Below are 15,774 nucleotides of genomic sequence, written 5' to 3' on the forward strand. Positions count from 1 at the left end.
CGTCTTGTCCCTCTCAGCGCAGACGGTCGATCTGGTCGGCGAGCTGCGCCGCCTGGCCGTTGCTTTCGGTCACGATGCGTTCGAGCACCGAGATGCGTTCCTCCAGCCGGCCGATCTGGCCCGAGAGTTTGGCATTGTCGCCCTCCAGCAGCGCGATTTTTCGATCAGCGTCGACATCGGTTCGATGAACCGTTCCACCCCATTCATTTTCAACGGGATAGCCGTGCTTGGCGCGGACCCAGGTCGTGAACATCCATCCGCCGACCGACAGAGCGATGATCGCGAGGACGAAGGTGGGACCAGCGAAATTCATGTGTCTTCTCCCTGTTGCCCATTTCCTGCCGGGACGCCCGCTCAGCGGAGAGCGTCGATCTCGTCGGCAAGGCGGCGGTTATGGCTGGTGTAATATTGTTCGATGTCGGCGAGGCGGCGGTCGATGTCGCGGAAGCGCGACTTGATGTCGCGGGTCGAGGCGGTCGGGTTGCTGCGAACGCCCTGCCAGAATCTCGCTTCCTCATTCGAACCATAGAGCGCGAAGGGTTTCGGCGTTCCCATCCAGGCGATCAGGAAATAGGCGATGATGAGGACGCCCGATCCCATCAGGGTTCCGAGCACCGCGGCAACACGAACCCAGAGGACATCGATGCCGGTGTAGTCCGCGATCCCGGCGCACACGCCGCTCCATTTCGCGTTCTGTTTGTCGAGGTAGAATTTCGTACGGCTGGCAGACATCTCAGTTCCTCCGGCTCATGTTGTTTTCGAGTTGCGCCAGTTCTTCATCGCTCCGTACCGCAGGGCGGAAGTCGGGATGGTCGGCGCTGATGATGCGTTCGACGGTGTGCAGGCGGTTTTCGAGCCGGCGCGCCGTGTCGTACAGTTCGTCGAGCAGCTGCTCGTCCTCTCCGGTCAGCGTCTTGGCCTGCTTCCACTTGGTGACATAGTGGAGGATCAGCCAGGGCAGACCGAGGAAGATCGCAGGAACGACCACGATTGGGACGATTGCATCTTCCATCGGTCCAGCTCCTTATTTCTTGGCCTGCGCGGCTTTCAGCGCGGCGAGTTCGTCGGCGACCTTGTCGGCGGCCTGCAGTTCGGCGATTTCCTCGTCGAGCGACTTCTTGTAGCCGAGGCCCAGCGCATCGGCGCGGCCTTCGGCCTCGTCGACGCGGCGTTCGAGGATCTCGAAGCGCGAGAAGGCGTCTTCGACCCGGTCGCCGTTGGTCATTTCGCGAAGGCGATAACGATTCTCGGCGCTTTCGAGGCGGTTGACGACGCTCGACTGCCGGGCGCGGGCTTCGCTGAGCTTCTTCTGCAGCTTCGCGATATCGGCCTCATAACCCTTGAGCGCATCGTCGAGGACGGCGATCTCGGCCTTCAGCTTTTCCGCCATGTCGCCTGCCTTCTGCTTTTCGACGAGCGCAGCGGTAGCCAGATCTTCGCGGTCCTTCGACAGCGCGAGTTCGGCCTTTTCCTTCCAGCTATCCTGCAGGCTTTCCAGCTTGGCGATGTGGCGGCGCATTTCCTTCTGGTCCGCAATGGTGCGGGCAGCCGACGCGCGGACTTCGACAAGCGTTTCGTTCATCTCGAAAATGATCTGGCGGATCATCTTTTCGGGATCCTCCGCACGGTCGAGCAGGTCGGTGACATTGGCGGCGATGATGTCGCGGGTCCGTGAAAAAATACCCATTTGAAACTCCTGTCGAAAACTTGGGTCCTTGGAATGCTGGTGCCGGGGCGGGGCAAGGGGGAGAATGCCCCGGCACCAGTGTGTCGGTCAGGCCAGATGGCTGACCGCCGGGGTTGCTGCAGCGATGTCGTACAGAGCCTTTGGCTGGTCGATGACGCCGACGAAGATGGCCAGCGCTCCGAACGCGCTGAGCGCGAAAGTGGCGGCCTGGGCAAAAATCGTCTTCATGGGTCTACCTTCCTTTTTTCGCTGCACCGGCACGCTCTGCGCCGGTTCGTAGATATCTTTGCAGGAGGCGTGCCAATTGCAGGCAGCGGCGGAAAACCGCCAAACTTTGCATCCGAATCCTTCAATCTGACGATTTGCCTTGCCAATCAGCGGGAAATTTTGCCAATCATTGGGAATGGAGCGCGAAACGCAGTTCATTGGCCAGTCGGCAGCCTTTCAGGACGCGGTCGAACGCGCCAGCCAGGCCGCCGCGCTCGACCGCCCGGTGCTGGTGATCGGCGAACGCGGGACGGGCAAGGAATTGATCGCCGAGCGGCTTCACCGCCTGTCGGCACGCTGGGATCGCCCCTATGTCATCCTGAACTGCGCCGCGATGCCCGAAACGCTGATCGAATCGGAATTGTTCGGACATGAAGCGGGCGCCTTCACGGGCGCAACGCGCACCCGCGCCGGACGGTTCGAGGAAGCCGATGGCGGCACCCTGTTTCTCGACGAACTGGCAACGATGTCGATGGGCGCACAGGAGCGGTTGCTGCGCGCGGTCGAATATGGCGAAGTGACCCGCGTCGGATCGTCGCGTCCGATCCGGGTGGACGTCCGCATCGTCGCGGCGACCAACGAGCATCTGCCGGCGCTGGCCGACGCCGGCCGCTTTCGGGCCGACCTGCTCGACCGATTGTCGTTCGAGGTCATCACACTCCCGCCGCTCCGCGCCCGCGAAGGCGATATCGAGGTGCTCGCCACCTATTTCGGACAGCGCATGGCGGCGGTGCTCGGATGGGACGAGTGGCCGGGCTTCGGCCCGCGCGCGCTCGCGGCGATGGAGGGGCACGACTGGCCCGGCAATGTGCGCGAGTTGCGCAACGTCATCGAGCGCGCGATCTATCGCTGGGCCGACCCCGGACGACCGGTCGACGCGCTGAACTTCGATCCCTTCGCCAGCCCCTGGCAACCGGTTGCACGCAAGCCGGTGCCGAAGGCCGAGACAGCACCGGCAACTGCGGGCGATGCGGTGCCAGTCGCGGCTTCGCATGAAGCGCAGTCAGGCCCGGTCAGCGACCTGCGGGCCGCGGTCGATGGCTTCGAGAAGCAGATCCTGTCCGACACGATGGCGCGCTGTCGCTTCAACCAGAAGGTCGCGGCCGAGGCGCTGGGGCTGAGTTACGACCAGATTCGCCACGCATTGAAAAAACACGGGCTGAATCAGTAAGCCTCCCTGTCGCGCAGCGATGGGGAGGGGGACCGTCCGCGAAGCGGATGGTGGAGGGGGCAACGTCGCGTCATTGCCCCTCCGTCAGCGCTTCGCGCTGCCGGCCTCCCCATGGCTTCGCCACAGGGAGGATTTTACTCGCCCGGCAACTGGTCGCTGAGCGCCTGGACGATCGCGTCTTGCGCCGACGCCATATCGGCAAGCCTTTCGCGCAGCGCATAGACGTCAGGCAGGCCGTCGACAGCTTCGTCGATGCTGCGTTCCAGATACAGGCGGTCGATGTCGGCGAGCGCGCTGGTCAGCGGCGCACGCGCGGCGATCAGACGCGAGATCGCCTGTTGCGCGACGACCCATCGCTCGCTGGCGACGGGCGCACCGGCGGCGGCCGAAACGAGCGTAACGGTGTTGCCGCGCTCGGCCGCGAACGCCTGCTGCGCCGCATTGCCGTCGGATTCCCAGCGCGCGAGCCTGCCGGCAAGATCGGCGGGCAGCGGCCCCGGCGGCGCGACAACGACGCTGGGCGGCGCGACATCGAATCGTCCCTCGACCGTGCGTTTCGCGAGCGAGGGCGCCCCCGCGTCGCCGCCCTGCGCGGCCGCACAGGCCGAAAGTGGCAGGAGAAGGATCACCGGCAGAAAAAGGGAGGGGCGCTTCATCATCGACCCTGATATGGGCCAAGGCGCGCAGCAGCAAGTGCCGAATCGGGGTTCGGCTCGCCGATTGCCGCGCGATGCCGCTTTTGCCTGAAAAGCGCGGAAATATGCGGTTGACAGCCGCCGCCTCACTCGCTAGTGGCGCTGACTTTCCCGCATGCTGGAAAAATCGCCTGTCTCGGCAGGTGACTGGTGCGCGGGTGATCTAGTTTTTTGATTGGATGGAAGACCATGTTCGCAATCGTGCGCACGGGCGGCAAGCAGTATCGCGTCGCCGCTGGAGACAAGATCGCCGTCGAGAAGATCGAGGGTGAAGCCGGCGACACCGTGTCGCTGGGCGATATCCTGCTGGCCGGCGACGGCGGCGAAGTGAAGGACGCGAACGGCCTCACCGTTTCGGCCGAGATCATCGCCCAGACGCGCGGCGAAAAGGTCATCGTCTTCAAGAAGCGCCGCCGGCACAACTATCGCCGCCGCAACGGTCACCGCCAGTCGCTGACGCTGCTGCGCATCCTTGCCGTCGGCGAAGCCAAGAAGGCCGCACCGAAGAAGGAAGCCGCTCCGAAGGCCGAAGCCGCCCCGGCTGCTGAAGCCAAGGCTGCCCCGGCTGCCGAAAAGAAGGCTGCTGCGCCGAAGAAGGCTGCTGCCCCCAAGGCCGAAGCCGCCGAAGCGCCCGCCAAGAAGCCCGCTGCCAAGAAGGCAGCCCCCAAGAAGGAAGCCTGAGCGCGGCAACGCAGCTCGGCCCCCGGAACGAAGCAAGGAGTTTAGGTCATGGCACATAAGAAAGCAGGCGGTTCGTCGCGCAACGGTCGCGACTCGCAGGCCAAGCGCCTTGGCGTGAAGAAGTTCGGCGGTCAGGAAGTGATCGGCGGCAACATCATCGTGCGCCAGCGCGGCACCAAGGTGTATCCGGGCGTCAATGTCGGCATCGGCAAGGACCACACGCTGTTCGCCACCGCCGACGGCCGCGTCCGATTCCACGACGGCAAGCTTCGTCGCAAATATGTCTCGGTCGACATTATGGCGGGCGCAGCCGAATAAAGGACGATCTGCACGGGTCGTCCATCAAGGGATGACCCGGAACGGTCCTTTCCGCCGACGCGGAAACAAAGTTCGAAAAGAGGGAGACGGGTCACCCCGGACTCCCTTTTTTCTTGTTCGTAATCCGGCGCTTGGTCGTAGGACGCGAAAATCGGGCCATCCATCTCCCTCAACACTATGCTGTCGTCAAAGCGTCACCATCTGGCGTCAGGGCGACAGGCGACTGGGAGTGAAAAGAATGTTCGCGCGTACCGAAAGATTGTTGCTGCGGCCCGGCTGGCAGGAAGACGCCCCTGCGCTCGCGCGGGCGATCGGCGAGGAAGCCGTGGTGCGAAACCTCGCCCGCGCGCCCTGGCCCTATGGCGAAGTGGAAGCGCAGGAGTTCCTGAACCTGCCGGTCGATCCCGACCAGCCGCGTTTTCTGATCTTCGCCCGTACGGGCGGGGCCCCGCGGCTCGTCGGCGGTTGCGGCATCGCGCCGAGCCCCGAGGGACCGCTGGAAATGGGCTATTGGATCGCCCGCCCCTATTGGGGCCTGGGGTTTGCGACCGAGGCCGGACGCCAGCTTGTCCGCATCGCGCGCGCGATGAACCTGCCCAAGCTGTCGGCGGGCCATTTCATCGACAACCCCGCCTCGGGTGCCGTTCTGCGCAAGCTGGGCTTTCGCCCGACGGGCAAGGTGACGCAGCGGCACAGCATCGCGCGCGGCGGTGCGGTGACATGCGCCCTGTTCGAGGAAGGCGACGGGGATGGCGGCGATGCCGTCACCCCAATGCGCGGGCGCATCGACGCGCATGACGATTTCCGCGAGGAAATTCGCCTGATGGCAGCGTGACCGACCCCCTCCCACAAGCGGGAGGGGGCCGTTCCCGTCAGCCTCGCAATTTTCCGGCCATGCCGATGATATCGTCGAGGGGATTGCCGTCGCCGTCCATGTCGAGCATCTTGCCAAGGCCGCCCAGGCCGCCGCCGCTTCCGCCCAGCACATTGCCGAGCACGCCGCCCAGGCCGCCGGTCGATCCGCCACTGCCACCGAGCACGCCGCCGATCAGGTCGCCCAGTCCGCCGCCGCCCTGCTGGCCCCCCTGCTTCGCCATATAGCCCGCCACCATCATCGCGAGGATCGGCAACATCTGTTTGAGCAGCCCCGAATCGAGACCGGTCTGGCCCGCGGCATGATCGGCAACGGTCCGGCTGACGTCCTTCGATCCAAAAATCTGCCCCAGCACGTCGTTGCCGGCTTCGACCGGCGTCGGCTGCGCCCCCAGGACCGCGTCGAGCAGTCCGCCGCCACCGAGCTGCCCCAGAAGACCGCCGAGTCCCTCGACTCCGCCCGCCCCCGTCGCCGTTTTCTTGAAGCCGCCGAGGATCGCGGGCAGCAGCGCCTCGGCCCCCTGCTTTGCGACGGTAGGCGGAATGCCAAGCTCGCTCGCCATCGATTCGATGCCGCCGGCCTGCGCCAGGATGTCGGTCAGATTCATGATAAGTCTCCCACTTCGGCACGGGATCGAAGAGCGCCGATGCGCGGCATCATAGGCGCGCCGCGCAGGAAGAACGAGCCGTTCATTTCACTGTCATTTTCAAATGCCTAGGTCCATCCTGCGACCCTGCGACTCGCCTGTTCGGGAAGCGTCGCACATCATTGGTGGGAGTATAGACATGAGCATTTTCGGCAAGATCAAGGACGCGATCTTCGGCAAGGCACAGGCAGCGGAACCCGCAGCCCCGGCGGCACCCAGCCCGATCGGCAGCGCGCTCGATGCCGCGACCAGCGCGATGGCCGCCGCGGCCGCGGCGCCGACCCCGATCAGCGACGTCGATGTCGACGCGACACTATCGGCCGAGGCGGCCAAGGCCGGCCAGGCGCTGAACTGGCGCACGTCGATCGTCGACCTGATGAAGCTGCTCGACATCGATTCGAGCCTCGCCAATCGCAAGGAACTCGCCCAGGAACTCGGCTACACCGGCGAACTCGACGGCAGCGCGGAAATGAACATCTGGCTGCACAAGGCGGTGATGCGGGAACTCGCGGCGAACGGCGGCAAGGTACCCGCCGACCTCACCGACTGACCGACGGTCCAGAATTTTCGACGGGGGTCGGGCGAGCGCAGGCTTTCCCGGCCCCTTTTCGTTGACCGGCGCGCCGCGCTCCCTAGACAGGTTTCAGACGAAACAAAGTCGCGAGGGAGCCCGTTCGTGTCCAATCCGCTTTCCACCCCCGTCAGCCGCCGCCACACGCTTGCCGCCCTTGGCGCGGGCGCCGCGGGAATTGCGATCGCCGGCCCGGCCTCGGCGCTCGAGGCGCCGCCGAAGACCGGGGCGGAAGCCCTGCTCGATTCGGTCGCCGACAATCTGCTCGCCCTCTCGCCCGAAGGCGCGACCGCGCTCGGCATCGACACGGGCGCCCGCGCCGCGATGCGCGGACAGCTCGGCGATCGGTCGGCGGCCGGTCAGGCATCGGTTGCGACGACGCTCAAGGCCGATCTCGCGCGCGTGCGCGCCTTCGACAAGACCGGGCTCGACCACAGGACGCGCACCAGCCTGGCGGTCGTCGACAGTGCCTACAGCGTCGCGCTCGACGGCTTTGCGCAGCCCTATGGCGACGTCGCGGTCGGCGGCTGGCGCAACACGCCTTATGTGGTGATCCAGAATGTCGGCGCCTATCTGGACGTCCCGAAGTTCCTCGACAGCGACCATCCGGTGAAGACCGCCGCCGATGCCGAAGCCTATCTGTCGCGCCTCAATGCCTTCCCCGGCGTCCTCGCCGGCGAGACCGAACGGTTGAAAGCCGCCGGCGGTCAGGGCCTGATCGCGCCCGGCTTCCTGATCGACAAGGCAGTGAAGCAACTCGAGGCGACACTGGTCGATGCCAAAGCGGGTGGCGGCATGGTCGACAGCCTTGTCAGCCGCACCGCCGCGGCGAAGATTCCGGGCGACTGGGGAGCGCGCGCCGGAAAGATCGTCCAGGGACCGGTGGCCGCGGCGCTGGAAAGCCAGCTTGCCGAACTCAAGGCGCAGCGACCGAGGGCGACGATGGACGCCGGGATGTGGGCCCGGCCGCACGGCGACGAATTCTATGCCTGGGCGCTCCGCGCATCGACGACCACGCGCATGACCCCCGACGAGGTTCACGCCATGGGCCGCGAGCAGCTTGCCGAGCTGCACGGGCGGATGGACCCGATCCTGAAAAAACTGGGTTACACCAATGGTTCGGTCGGCGATCGGATGAACGAACTGGCGAAGGACCCGCGCTTCAAATTTCCGGATAATGATGCCGGCCGCGCCGAGATCGTCGCTTATATCCAGACCTGGCTCGGCAAGATTCGGGCGCAATTGCCACGCGCCTTCCGCACGCTGGTAAAGGGCAATGTCGAGGTGAAGCGCCTCCCGCTTGCCGAGGAACCCGGCGCACCCGCGGCTTATGGCGGCGCCGGATCGATCGACGGATCCGTTCCCGGCCGGTTCTGGATCAACCTGCGCACCACCGAACTCCACAGCAAATACTCGCTCCCGGACCTCACAATGCACGAAGCGATCCCCGGCCACGCCTGGCAGGGCGAATATGCGAACCAGATGCCGCTGATCCGCACGATGCTGGCGTTCAACGCCTATTCGGAAGGCTGGGCCCTCTATGCCGAGCAGCTCGCCGACGAGCTTGGCCTCTACGACGATTTCGAGGTCGGGCGGCTCGGCTATCTCCAGTCGCTCGCCTTTCGGGCGTGCCGTCTCGTCGTCGACACCGGCATCCATGCGAAGCGCTGGACACGCGAACAAGGCGTCGATTTCTTCGTCAGGGAGAATGGTTCGAACCCGCTCGAAGTGTCGAGCGAGGTCGATCGCTATTGCAGTTGGGTCGGCCAGGCCTGCGGTTACAAGGTCGGACACAGCGAGATCGTCCGCCAGCGCGGCCGCGCGCAGGCCGCGCTCGGCGCGAAATACGACCTGCGCGATTTCGACAATGTCGTCGTCGAAGGCGGCAACGTCCCGCTCGACGTCCTTGCGCAGAACGTCGACGCTTATGTCGCCGCGAAGAAGGGGTAGCATGGACTCCCGGATCAAATCCGGGTCCAGCCTCCCTTGCCGCTAAGGCAAGGGCATCAAGTCCGGTTCCACAAACCCGCGCCGCGCCGGAACCGAAAACAGCAGGTCGCGACTGTAGAAGCGCATCGGCCAGTCGCGGCGGCCGACATCGGACAGCAGCATCGCATTGACGCGCGCCGCCAGTTCCGTTTCGCGCGTCTCCGACAGGAACAGCCGCACGCCCGCGACATAGGCGCGAGTGATGCTGTCGTGATAACCTTGATGGTCGTCGTTCACGCCGCCGACGCTTTCGTTGAAACGGCGGATGATGCCTGCAATCCGGGCGTCGACATCGACGTCGGGGCGCTCCGTCAGAAGCCAGAGGCACGCACCCAGATGCGCTTCGTGCGTCCACGCCGCACGCGGCAGGGTGCACGCAAGCAGACCGTCGCCGATCGCGCGGATATCGGAATCGCGCTCGAACAGGCGCGGGTTGTAATCAGTCGTCATCGGTCCGGTCCTTCCGGGTGACACGACACCCGGAAGATGTCCGGGCGATTATGCGGCGACGGCCGCCTGTGGCGCGGCCTGGCGGACGCCTTCATCGACATGGTCGGCGAATTGGCCGAAGTTGTCGATGAATTGCCGGACCAGCGTTTGCGCCGTCTGGTCATAAGCTGCCTTGTCGGCCCACGCTTCGCGCGGATCGAGGATCGCGCTGTCGACCCCGGCCACCGCGACCGGAAACTCGAAACCGAAGTTCGGATCCTTGCGGAATTCGGCGTCGTTCAGACTGCCGTCGAGCGCGGCATTGAGCAGCGCGCGGGTCGCCTTGATCGGCATCCGCTTGATCCCGTCCATCGTCGCCTTGCCGCCGGTCCAGCCGGTGTTGACCAGCCAGCACTGGACGCCACCCTTGGCGATGCGTTCCTTCAGAAGATTGCCATAAACCGACGGATGGCGCGGCATGAAGGGGGCGCCGAAACAGGTCGAGAAGGTGGCCTCGGGCTCGGTCACGCCAATCTCTGTCCCCGCGACGCGCGCGGTGTACCCCGACAGGAAATGATACATCGCCTGATCAGGGGTCAGTTTCGCGATCGGGGGCAGCACGCCATAGGCATCGGCGGTCAGCATGATGACGGTCTGCGGCACCGGACCCATGTTCTTTTCCGACGTGTTCGGAATGAAATCGATCGGGTAGGAACCGCGGCTGTTCTCGGCGAGCGTCGCGTCGTCGAAATCGAGTTCGCGCGTCTCGGGATCGATCACGACATTTTCCAGCACCGTGCCGAACCGCTTCGTCGTCGCGAAGATTTCGGGTTCGGCCTCGGGCGAAAGACGGATCATCTTCGCATAGCAGCCGCCCTCGAAATTGAAGACCGCGGTGTCCGACCAGCCATGCTCGTCATCGCCGATCAGCGTGCGCGATGCGTCGGCCGACAGCGTCGTCTTGCCTGTGCCGCTGAGGCCAAAGAAGACCGCGGTATCGCCCTTCGGCCCGATGTTCGCCGAGCAGTGCATCGGCATCACGCCCTTTACCGGAAGCAGATAGTTGAGGATGCCGAACACCGACTTCTTCATCTCGCCCGCATACTGCGTACCGCCGATCAGCACGAGCTTCTCCGCGAAATTGACCGCGACGACGGTTTCGGTGCGCGTGCCGTGCTTCGCCGGGTCGGCGCGGAAGCTCGGCAGGTCGATGATCGTATATTCGGTCTCGAAGGCCGCGAGTTCGGCGGCCGTCGGACGGCAGAGCAGCGTGCGGATGAACTGGCTGTGCCATGCGAATTCGGTGATGACCTGCACGGCGACGCGATGTTCGGGCTGCGAGCCGCCGAAAAGCTGCTGGCGATAGAGGCGCGGGCGATCGGCAAGATGCGCGAGGAAGTCGGCCTTCAGCGCCGCGAAATTTTCGGGGGTCATCGGCACGTTGGTTTTGCCCCACCAGATGGTGCCGGCCGTCTCGTCGTCCTGGACGATGAACTTGTCCTTCGCGCTGCGCCCGGTGTGCTTGCCGGTGGCGACGACGAGCGGGCCGTCCTTGGCAAGAACGCCTTCGCCGTTGCGGAGCGCGTCTTCGACCAGTTGCGGCGTGCCCCAGTTTTCCGACACGTCCGCCGTCGTCTCGACGGCTACATTGCCGATCACAACCTTCGTCATTTGCTTCGCCTTTCCCATGCCCGCCAGGCGCCCCTGCATAGGTATGCAATGCCCGCCAAACGAAGGGACAGGCCCGCATTTGCAAAATGGGTGCCGACGAAATGTCGATTCCGAAATCCCGGCCGCGTTAGCGAGGATGCCGCGCGAGGTCAAAAGATTAAAGGGTAAACAAGGCCCGCTGTCCTCCGCGAACGTCCCGGTTTCGCCGACCGGGAGCCAAAAGGCCTGCGCGGTTGTCGCTAGGCGGCTTATCGGCTAGTTCCTCGTCGGCCCCGCCCAACGGAAAGAGCATGACGGCAACCATCGCGCTGGTCGACGACGACCGCAACATCCTGCAATCCCTGTCGATCGCGCTTCAGGCCGAGGGATTCGTCACGCGCGTCTATTCGGACGGCGAAGCGGCACTGAAGCCGCTGATCGACAATCCGCCCGACCTTGCCGTCTTCGACGTCAAGATGCCGCGCATGGACGGGCTCGAACTGCTCCGCCGGCTCCGCGAGAAAAGCCAGCTTCCCGTCATCTTCCTCACCAGCAAGGACGACGAAATCGACGAGGCGCTCGGCCTTGCGATGGGCGCCGACGATTATATCGCAAAACCCTTTTCGCAGCGTCTGGTGATCGCCCGAATCCGCGCGATCCTGCGCCGCGTCGAACTCAACCGCGCGCCGCCCAGCGAAGAGGACGAACCGCTGGCCGAACCGATCAGCCGCGGCCGGCTGACGATGGACCCGGCGCGCCACAAGGTCAGTTGGGACGGCAAGAGCGTGACGCTGACCGTGACCGAATTCCTGATCCTCGAAACGCTCGCGTCGCGGCCCGGCATCGTGCGCAGCCGCAACCAGTTGATGGACGCGGCCTATCAGGACGATGTCTATATCGACGACCGCACCATCGACAGCCACATCAAGCGCCTCCGCCGCAAGTTCCGCGAAATCGACCCCGAATTCGACGCAATCGCAACCCTGTATGGCGCGGGATACCGCTTTTCCGATGATGGTTGACGCGAAAACGCCCGACGGGAGCGCGGCCGAGCAGGAGGAATCCCCGCTCGTTTGGTCGGCGCGCTGGTCGCTGACGACGCGCATCCTTGCGGTCAACATCCTGGCGATCGTGCTGCTGGGCGGCGGATTCTTCTATCTCGACACCTATCGGTCGCGGCTGGTCGATACGCGGATGGACATGATGGGGGACCAGCTCGCGCAGCTCGACGAGGCGCTCGAAGCCGCGCGGCCCGACCAGCGCCAGCATCTGGTTGACGAATTTACCCGCACAACCGAATCGCGCCTGCGATTCTATTCGACCGGCGGGCGCAAGATCGACGACAGTTTCCGTACCGCGCCGCCGACCTATACGTTGCGCGACCCCGACCTGCAGCCGTGGAAACGCGATGCGGCGCGGGCGATGGACCGCGGGATCGACTGGATCGTCGGCGCGCCGGCCTATCCCGATTTCGAGGAACCGCGCGTGGACCAGGGGTCTGCCTGGCCCGAGATTCGCGAAACGCTGAAGACCGGCCGCGAAGCCAGCCGCTTCCGCTACGCGCCCGAACGCACCCCGCTGCTCAGCGCGACGCGGATCGTCGATCTCGACACGCCCGAAGTGATGCTGATGACGGTGAATGCGCGCGATATCACCAAGACGGTGCGCGCCGAGCGCTTTCGCCTAGCGGTCGTCGTCTTCATGGTGCTGCTGGCGTCGGTGCTGCTTTCGCTGTTTCTCGCGCGCACCATCGTCCGACCGCTGCGCCGGCTTGCCCGCGCCGCAGTGCGCGTCCGGCTGGGCCGCGCGCGCGAGGTCGTCGTCCCGCGCCTGCCCAGCCGGCGCGACGAGATCGGCACCCTTGCCCGCGCGCTGTCGGACATGACGCAGGCGCTGCGCGAGCGTATCGACGCGGGCGAGCATTTCGCCGCCGACGTCACCCACGAGCTCAAGAATCCGATCGCATCGGTCCGTTCCGCGATCGAAGGACTCGGCCGGGTCACGACCGACGAACAGCGCGCGCAGTTGCTCGCGATCGCCGACGAAGACGTTCGCCGGCTCGACCGGCTGGTGACCGATATCAGCGATGCGAGCCGTATCGACGCGCAATTGTCGCGCACGCTGTTCGAACCGATCGACCTCGGCCTGATGATCGAATCGATGCTCGCTGCACGCGCCGCGCGGATGGGCGCCGAGGAATCGGGGGGGCAGCCGACACCGCGCGTCGCGTTCGCGCGCCCGCGCAAGGGCACCACGATGGTCATGGGCGACGGCCATCGCATCGAACGCGCGATCGACAATGTCATCGACAATGCGATCAGCTTTTCGCCGCCCGATGGGCTCGTCTGCATTGCCGCAACCCGGCTTGGCGACGAAGTGCATCTGCGCATCGACGATGACGGACCGGGAATCGATCCATCGCAGCGCGAGGCTATTTTCCGCCGTTTTCATAGCGAAAGGCCGAATGCCGAGGCCTTTGGACGCCACAGCGGACTGGGCCTTGCGATCGCCCGGACGATCATCGAAGGCCATGCCGGAACGATCTCCGCTCGCGACCGCGAAGACGACAAACGCGGCGCGAGCCTGCTGATCACGCTCCCCGCACGCGAAGGCAGCGACGAAAACGGTTAACGCGCGATACCCTATCGCCTTGCAGCCTCGCTTCGTCGCCGGTAAGCCGTGCCCATGCTCCCGAGCCGGACCAAGCCCGAGATCGTCAACATCCATGCCAGCTGCGTCACGGCAGGGAATGGCGGCGTGCTCATTCTCGGCAATTCGGGACAGGGCAAATCGGATCTTGCCCTGCGGCTGATCGATCAGGGCGCGCGGCTTGTCGCCGACGACCGGTGCGACATCTGGTACGAGCGCGAACGGCTGTGGTGTCGTCCCCCCGAAACTCTTGCCGGCAAGCTGGAGGTGCGCGGCATCGGTATCATCGAACGGCCATGGACTGCGCCCGCGCCGCTGGCGCTCGCGGTGCGGCTCACCGACCGGTACGACCGGATGCCGACGATGAACCAGGTCGAAATGGTCGCCGGCCATCCGCTTCCCGCGCTGCTGTTGTCGGCCTTTGAGGCGTCGGCGCCGATCAAGATCATGCTCGCCCTCGAGCGGCTGGCGCCCGGGGCATGAGCGACGCGGGCGAACAACGGCTGCTGTTGGTTACCGGGCTGTCGGGCGCCGGCAAGTCGACCGTGCTGAAGGTCCTTGAGGATCTGGGCTGGGAGGTCGTCGACAATCTGCCGCTCGCGCTGCTGGAAACGCTGATCGACGCGCCCGTCAAGCGCAGCGAAGCCAATCGTCCGCTCGCGGTCGGCATCGACAGCCGTAGCCGCGGATTCCGGCCGCCTTTGCTGGTGAAACGGATCAAGGAGCTGCGCGAAGGGGGCGGGCGCGACGTCCAGACCCTGTTCCTGGACTGCGCCGGCACCGAACTGGAACGCCGCTTTTCCGAAACGCGCCGCCGACATCCGATGGCCGAAGACCGCCCCGCCGCCGACGGCATCGCCCGCGAGCGCGAAATGATGGAACCGCTCCGCCGCTGGGCCGAGCATGTCATCGACACCACCAACCATAGCAGCAACGACCTGCAACAGGAGGCACGCCAGCGCTTTGGCGACGCCGGCGACGACGAACCCGTGCTCAACGTGCTGAGTTTCGGTTTCGCGCGTGGACTACCGCGCAACGCCGACCTGGTTTTCGACATGCGCTACCTGCGCAATCCACACTGGGACCCCAGGCTGAAGCCCGGCACCGGCCTCGACCCCGACGTCGCGGCCTATGTCATGGCCGATCCGGCCTATGCCGACAGCGTGGCGCAGATCGAAGCGCTGATCCTGACGCTGCTCCCGCGCTATCGCGCCGAGGGCAAAAGCTATGTGACGATTGCCTTTGGATGCACGGGCGGACGCCACCGGTCGGTCCATGTCGCGGCGCGTGTTGCCCAAACGCTACGCAAGGCGGGGTATGAACCGACTCTGACCCACCGCAACCTTGACTCCGCGCCGCAAGATGGGCTTGAGGGCAGGCCCCCGCCCGCATCTTCCGCCGGCGCGGAAAAAGCATAAGGGTCTTTGCTTTCATGCCCACCGATAAAGCCTTGCCGTTGCTGGGGATGGTCCTCGTCACCCACGGCCGCCTCGCCGACGAAATGGTGCGTGCGATGGAGCATGTCGTCGGGCCGCAGCGCGCGATCGGCACGGTGTGCATCGGTCCCAACGACAATATGGAAATGCGCCGCAAGGAAATCGCCGACGCGATCCGCAAGGTCGACGAAGGCCGCGGTGTGATCATGCTGACCGACCTGTTCGGCGGCACGCCATCGAATCTCGCGATCAGCCTGCTCGAAAGCGGCCGCACCGAAGTGATCGCCGGGGTCAACCTGCCGATGCTGATCCGGCTGGAAAGCGCACGCAAGACGATGGACCTGCGGGCCGCGGTGATCGCGGCAAAGGAAGCGGGCCAGAAATATATTTCCGTCGCGTCGGAAATGCTGGGAGTGGGACCATGAGCGAAGTCAGCGAGACGGTCGAAATCACCAACCAGCGCGGCCTGCACGCGCGCGCGAGCGCGAAGTTCGTGACCTTTGTGAGCCGCTTGCCCGAATCCGTTTCGGTCGAGGTCGAAAAAGGCGGGTCGCGGGTCAATGGAACCTCGATCATGGGGCTGATGATGCTGGGTGCCGCGAAGGGCGACAGCATCACCATCCACACCAAGGGTGATGGCGCCGACGCAGCGCTGCTGAAGCTCGTGGGACTGGTCAAGGACAGCTTCGGCGAGGATTGAGGCGTGGCGCC

Annotated in this window: 21 protein-coding genes; 12 read left to right on the top strand and 9 right to left on the bottom strand. The window is 65.2% G+C overall.

Annotation, left to right across the window (positions count from 1 at the left end):
* Positions 1–13 precede the first annotated feature (13 nt).
* From JNM03_RS05965 to JNM03_RS05985, 5 genes are all read right to left on the bottom strand, one after another.
* Positions 14–313 (bottom strand): hypothetical protein, encoded by a 300-nt coding sequence (locus tag JNM03_RS05965; RefSeq protein WP_294035248.1) that lies wholly within the window; start codon positions 311–313, stop codon positions 14–16.
* Positions 314–354: 41 nt separating this feature from the next.
* The gene (gene pspC, locus JNM03_RS05970) at positions 355–732 is read right to left on the bottom strand and encodes an envelope stress response membrane protein PspC (protein ID WP_294035250.1); all 378 of its coding nucleotides are present in this window, start codon (positions 730–732) and stop codon (positions 355–357) included.
* 1 nt (position 733) lies between these two features.
* Positions 734–1,012 carry an envelope stress response membrane protein PspB gene (pspB, locus tag JNM03_RS05975; protein WP_294035252.1) on the bottom strand — a complete coding sequence of 93 codons (279 nt, stop codon included), beginning with the start codon at positions 1,010–1,012 and terminating at the stop codon, positions 734–736.
* Between the two features lie 12 nt (positions 1,013–1,024).
* On the bottom strand, positions 1,025–1,687 hold the full coding sequence (pspA, locus tag JNM03_RS05980) for a phage shock protein PspA (RefSeq protein WP_294035254.1): 663 nt from the start codon (positions 1,685–1,687) through the stop codon (positions 1,025–1,027).
* Between the two features lie 87 nt (positions 1,688–1,774).
* Positions 1,775–2,113, bottom strand: a complete 339-nt coding sequence (locus JNM03_RS05985) for a hypothetical protein (protein WP_294035256.1) — start codon at positions 2,111–2,113, stop codon at positions 1,775–1,777.
* Between JNM03_RS05985 and pspF the strand changes: the two genes are divergently transcribed.
* Complete coding sequence (pspF, locus tag JNM03_RS05990; RefSeq protein ID WP_294035258.1) at positions 2,091–3,125, top strand: phage shock protein operon transcriptional activator; 1,035 nt, start codon at positions 2,091–2,093, stop codon at positions 3,123–3,125. The two genes, JNM03_RS05985 and pspF, sit on opposite strands and share 23 nt — an antisense overlap.
* A gap of 134 nt (positions 3,126–3,259) precedes the next feature.
* Here pspF and JNM03_RS05995 read toward each other — a convergent pair whose 3' ends face one another.
* A complete protein-coding gene (locus tag JNM03_RS05995) occupies positions 3,260–3,784 on the bottom strand; it encodes a hypothetical protein (RefSeq protein ID WP_294035260.1) in 525 nt (174 codons plus the stop codon).
* Positions 3,785–4,009: 225 nt separating this feature from the next.
* Here JNM03_RS05995 and rplU point away from each other — a divergent pair, with 225 nt between their 5' ends.
* From rplU to JNM03_RS06010, 3 genes are all read left to right on the top strand, one after another.
* Complete coding sequence (gene rplU / locus JNM03_RS06000; RefSeq protein ID WP_294035262.1) at positions 4,010–4,501, top strand: 50S ribosomal protein L21; 492 nt, start codon at positions 4,010–4,012, stop codon at positions 4,499–4,501.
* A 48-nt stretch (positions 4,502–4,549) separates the two neighbouring features.
* The gene (gene rpmA, locus JNM03_RS06005) at positions 4,550–4,819 is read left to right on the top strand and encodes a 50S ribosomal protein L27 (RefSeq protein ID WP_294035263.1); all 270 of its coding nucleotides are present in this window, start codon (positions 4,550–4,552) and stop codon (positions 4,817–4,819) included.
* 238 nt (positions 4,820–5,057) lie between these two features.
* Positions 5,058–5,654, top strand: coding sequence for a GNAT family N-acetyltransferase (locus JNM03_RS06010; RefSeq protein WP_294035265.1), 597 nt, complete (start codon positions 5,058–5,060; stop codon positions 5,652–5,654).
* 37 nt (positions 5,655–5,691) lie between these two features.
* Here JNM03_RS06010 and JNM03_RS06015 read toward each other — a convergent pair whose 3' ends face one another.
* On the bottom strand, positions 5,692–6,300 hold the full coding sequence (locus JNM03_RS06015) for a DUF937 domain-containing protein (protein WP_294035267.1): 609 nt from the start codon (positions 6,298–6,300) through the stop codon (positions 5,692–5,694).
* A 178-nt stretch (positions 6,301–6,478) separates the two neighbouring features.
* Here JNM03_RS06015 and JNM03_RS06020 point away from each other — a divergent pair, with 178 nt between their 5' ends.
* Positions 6,479–6,889, top strand: a complete 411-nt coding sequence (locus JNM03_RS06020; protein WP_294035269.1) for a DUF3597 domain-containing protein — start codon at positions 6,479–6,481, stop codon at positions 6,887–6,889.
* Between the two features lie 126 nt (positions 6,890–7,015).
* Positions 7,016–8,860, top strand: a complete 1,845-nt coding sequence (locus tag JNM03_RS06025; protein ID WP_294035271.1) for a DUF885 family protein — start codon at positions 7,016–7,018, stop codon at positions 8,858–8,860.
* A gap of 42 nt (positions 8,861–8,902) precedes the next feature.
* On the opposite strand, the gene JNM03_RS06030 is transcribed toward JNM03_RS06025, so the two are convergent.
* Both JNM03_RS06030 and JNM03_RS06035 read right to left on the bottom strand, forming a co-directional pair.
* Positions 8,903–9,349: a hypothetical protein gene (locus JNM03_RS06030; protein ID WP_294035273.1), complete on the bottom strand. Its 447-nt coding sequence runs from the start codon at positions 9,347–9,349 to the stop codon at positions 8,903–8,905.
* 48 nt (positions 9,350–9,397) lie between these two features.
* Positions 9,398–10,999, bottom strand: a complete 1,602-nt coding sequence (locus JNM03_RS06035) for a phosphoenolpyruvate carboxykinase (RefSeq protein WP_294035275.1) — start codon at positions 10,997–10,999, stop codon at positions 9,398–9,400.
* Positions 11,000–11,289: 290 nt separating this feature from the next.
* Here JNM03_RS06035 and JNM03_RS06040 point away from each other — a divergent pair, with 290 nt between their 5' ends.
* Genes JNM03_RS06040 through JNM03_RS06065 form a run of 6 tightly spaced genes read left to right on the top strand, consistent with a single transcriptional unit; the run spans position 11,290 to position 15,763 of the window.
* Entirely contained in the window at positions 11,290–12,000 is a 711-nt protein-coding gene (locus tag JNM03_RS06040) for a response regulator transcription factor (protein ID WP_294035277.1), read from the top strand.
* Complete coding sequence (locus JNM03_RS06045) at positions 11,993–13,609, top strand: ATP-binding protein (protein WP_294035349.1); 1,617 nt, start codon at positions 11,993–11,995, stop codon at positions 13,607–13,609. The genes JNM03_RS06040 and JNM03_RS06045 overlap by 8 nt, the downstream gene beginning before the upstream one ends.
* Positions 13,610–13,663: 54 nt before the next feature.
* On the top strand, positions 13,664–14,110 hold the full coding sequence (locus JNM03_RS06050; protein ID WP_294035279.1) for a serine kinase: 447 nt from the start codon (positions 13,664–13,666) through the stop codon (positions 14,108–14,110).
* The gene (rapZ, locus tag JNM03_RS06055; RefSeq protein WP_294035281.1) at positions 14,107–15,045 is read left to right on the top strand and encodes an RNase adapter RapZ; all 939 of its coding nucleotides are present in this window, start codon (positions 14,107–14,109) and stop codon (positions 15,043–15,045) included. The genes JNM03_RS06050 and rapZ overlap by 4 nt, the downstream gene beginning before the upstream one ends.
* 38 nt (positions 15,046–15,083) lie before the next feature.
* Positions 15,084–15,488, top strand: coding sequence for a PTS sugar transporter subunit IIA (locus JNM03_RS06060; RefSeq protein ID WP_294035351.1), 405 nt, complete (start codon positions 15,084–15,086; stop codon positions 15,486–15,488).
* Positions 15,485–15,763: an HPr family phosphocarrier protein gene (locus tag JNM03_RS06065; protein ID WP_294035283.1), complete on the top strand. Its 279-nt coding sequence runs from the start codon at positions 15,485–15,487 to the stop codon at positions 15,761–15,763. Before JNM03_RS06060 ends, JNM03_RS06065 begins: the two co-directional genes overlap by 4 nt.
* Positions 15,764–15,774: the final 11 nt, after the last annotated feature.

This window comes from Sphingopyxis sp. (assembly GCF_016793825.1).
GTDB lineage: Bacteria > Pseudomonadota > Alphaproteobacteria > Sphingomonadales > Sphingomonadaceae > Sphingopyxis.

Bases quoted from the DNA above. Each gene is read 5' to 3' on its own strand.
- JNM03_RS06030 (WP_294035273.1), bottom strand. From the start codon at position 9,349: ATGACGACTGATTACAACCCGCGCCTGTTCGAGCGCGATTCCGATATC.
- JNM03_RS06045 (WP_294035349.1), top strand. From the start codon at position 11,993: ATGGTTGACGCGAAAACGCCCGACGGGAGCGCGGCCGAGCAGGAGGAA.
- JNM03_RS05995 (WP_294035260.1), bottom strand. From the start codon at position 3,784: ATGATGAAGCGCCCCTCCCTTTTTCTGCCGGTGATCCTTCTCCTGCCA.
- JNM03_RS06035 (WP_294035275.1), bottom strand. From the start codon at position 10,999: ATGACGAAGGTTGTGATCGGCAATGTAGCCGTCGAGACGACGGCGGAC.
- JNM03_RS06050 (WP_294035279.1), top strand. From the start codon at position 13,664: ATGCTCCCGAGCCGGACCAAGCCCGAGATCGTCAACATCCATGCCAGC.
- rpmA (WP_294035263.1), top strand. From the start codon at position 4,550: ATGGCACATAAGAAAGCAGGCGGTTCGTCGCGCAACGGTCGCGACTCG.
- JNM03_RS06040 (WP_294035277.1), top strand. From the start codon at position 11,290: ATGACGGCAACCATCGCGCTGGTCGACGACGACCGCAACATCCTGCAA.
- JNM03_RS06065 (WP_294035283.1), top strand. From the start codon at position 15,485: ATGAGCGAAGTCAGCGAGACGGTCGAAATCACCAACCAGCGCGGCCTG.
- rplU (WP_294035262.1), top strand. From the start codon at position 4,010: ATGTTCGCAATCGTGCGCACGGGCGGCAAGCAGTATCGCGTCGCCGCT.
- JNM03_RS05965 (WP_294035248.1), bottom strand. From the start codon at position 313: ATGAATTTCGCTGGTCCCACCTTCGTCCTCGCGATCATCGCTCTGTCG.
- rapZ (WP_294035281.1), top strand. From the start codon at position 14,107: ATGAGCGACGCGGGCGAACAACGGCTGCTGTTGGTTACCGGGCTGTCG.
- JNM03_RS05985 (WP_294035256.1), bottom strand. From the start codon at position 2,113: ATGAACTGCGTTTCGCGCTCCATTCCCAATGATTGGCAAAATTTCCCG.
- pspF (WP_294035258.1), top strand. From the start codon at position 2,091: ATGGAGCGCGAAACGCAGTTCATTGGCCAGTCGGCAGCCTTTCAGGAC.
- pspC (WP_294035250.1), bottom strand. From the start codon at position 732: ATGTCTGCCAGCCGTACGAAATTCTACCTCGACAAACAGAACGCGAAA.
- pspB (WP_294035252.1), bottom strand. From the start codon at position 1,012: ATGGAAGATGCAATCGTCCCAATCGTGGTCGTTCCTGCGATCTTCCTC.
- JNM03_RS06015 (WP_294035267.1), bottom strand. From the start codon at position 6,300: ATGAATCTGACCGACATCCTGGCGCAGGCCGGCGGCATCGAATCGATG.
- pspA (WP_294035254.1), bottom strand. From the start codon at position 1,687: ATGGGTATTTTTTCACGGACCCGCGACATCATCGCCGCCAATGTCACC.
- JNM03_RS06020 (WP_294035269.1), top strand. From the start codon at position 6,479: ATGAGCATTTTCGGCAAGATCAAGGACGCGATCTTCGGCAAGGCACAG.
- JNM03_RS06010 (WP_294035265.1), top strand. From the start codon at position 5,058: ATGTTCGCGCGTACCGAAAGATTGTTGCTGCGGCCCGGCTGGCAGGAA.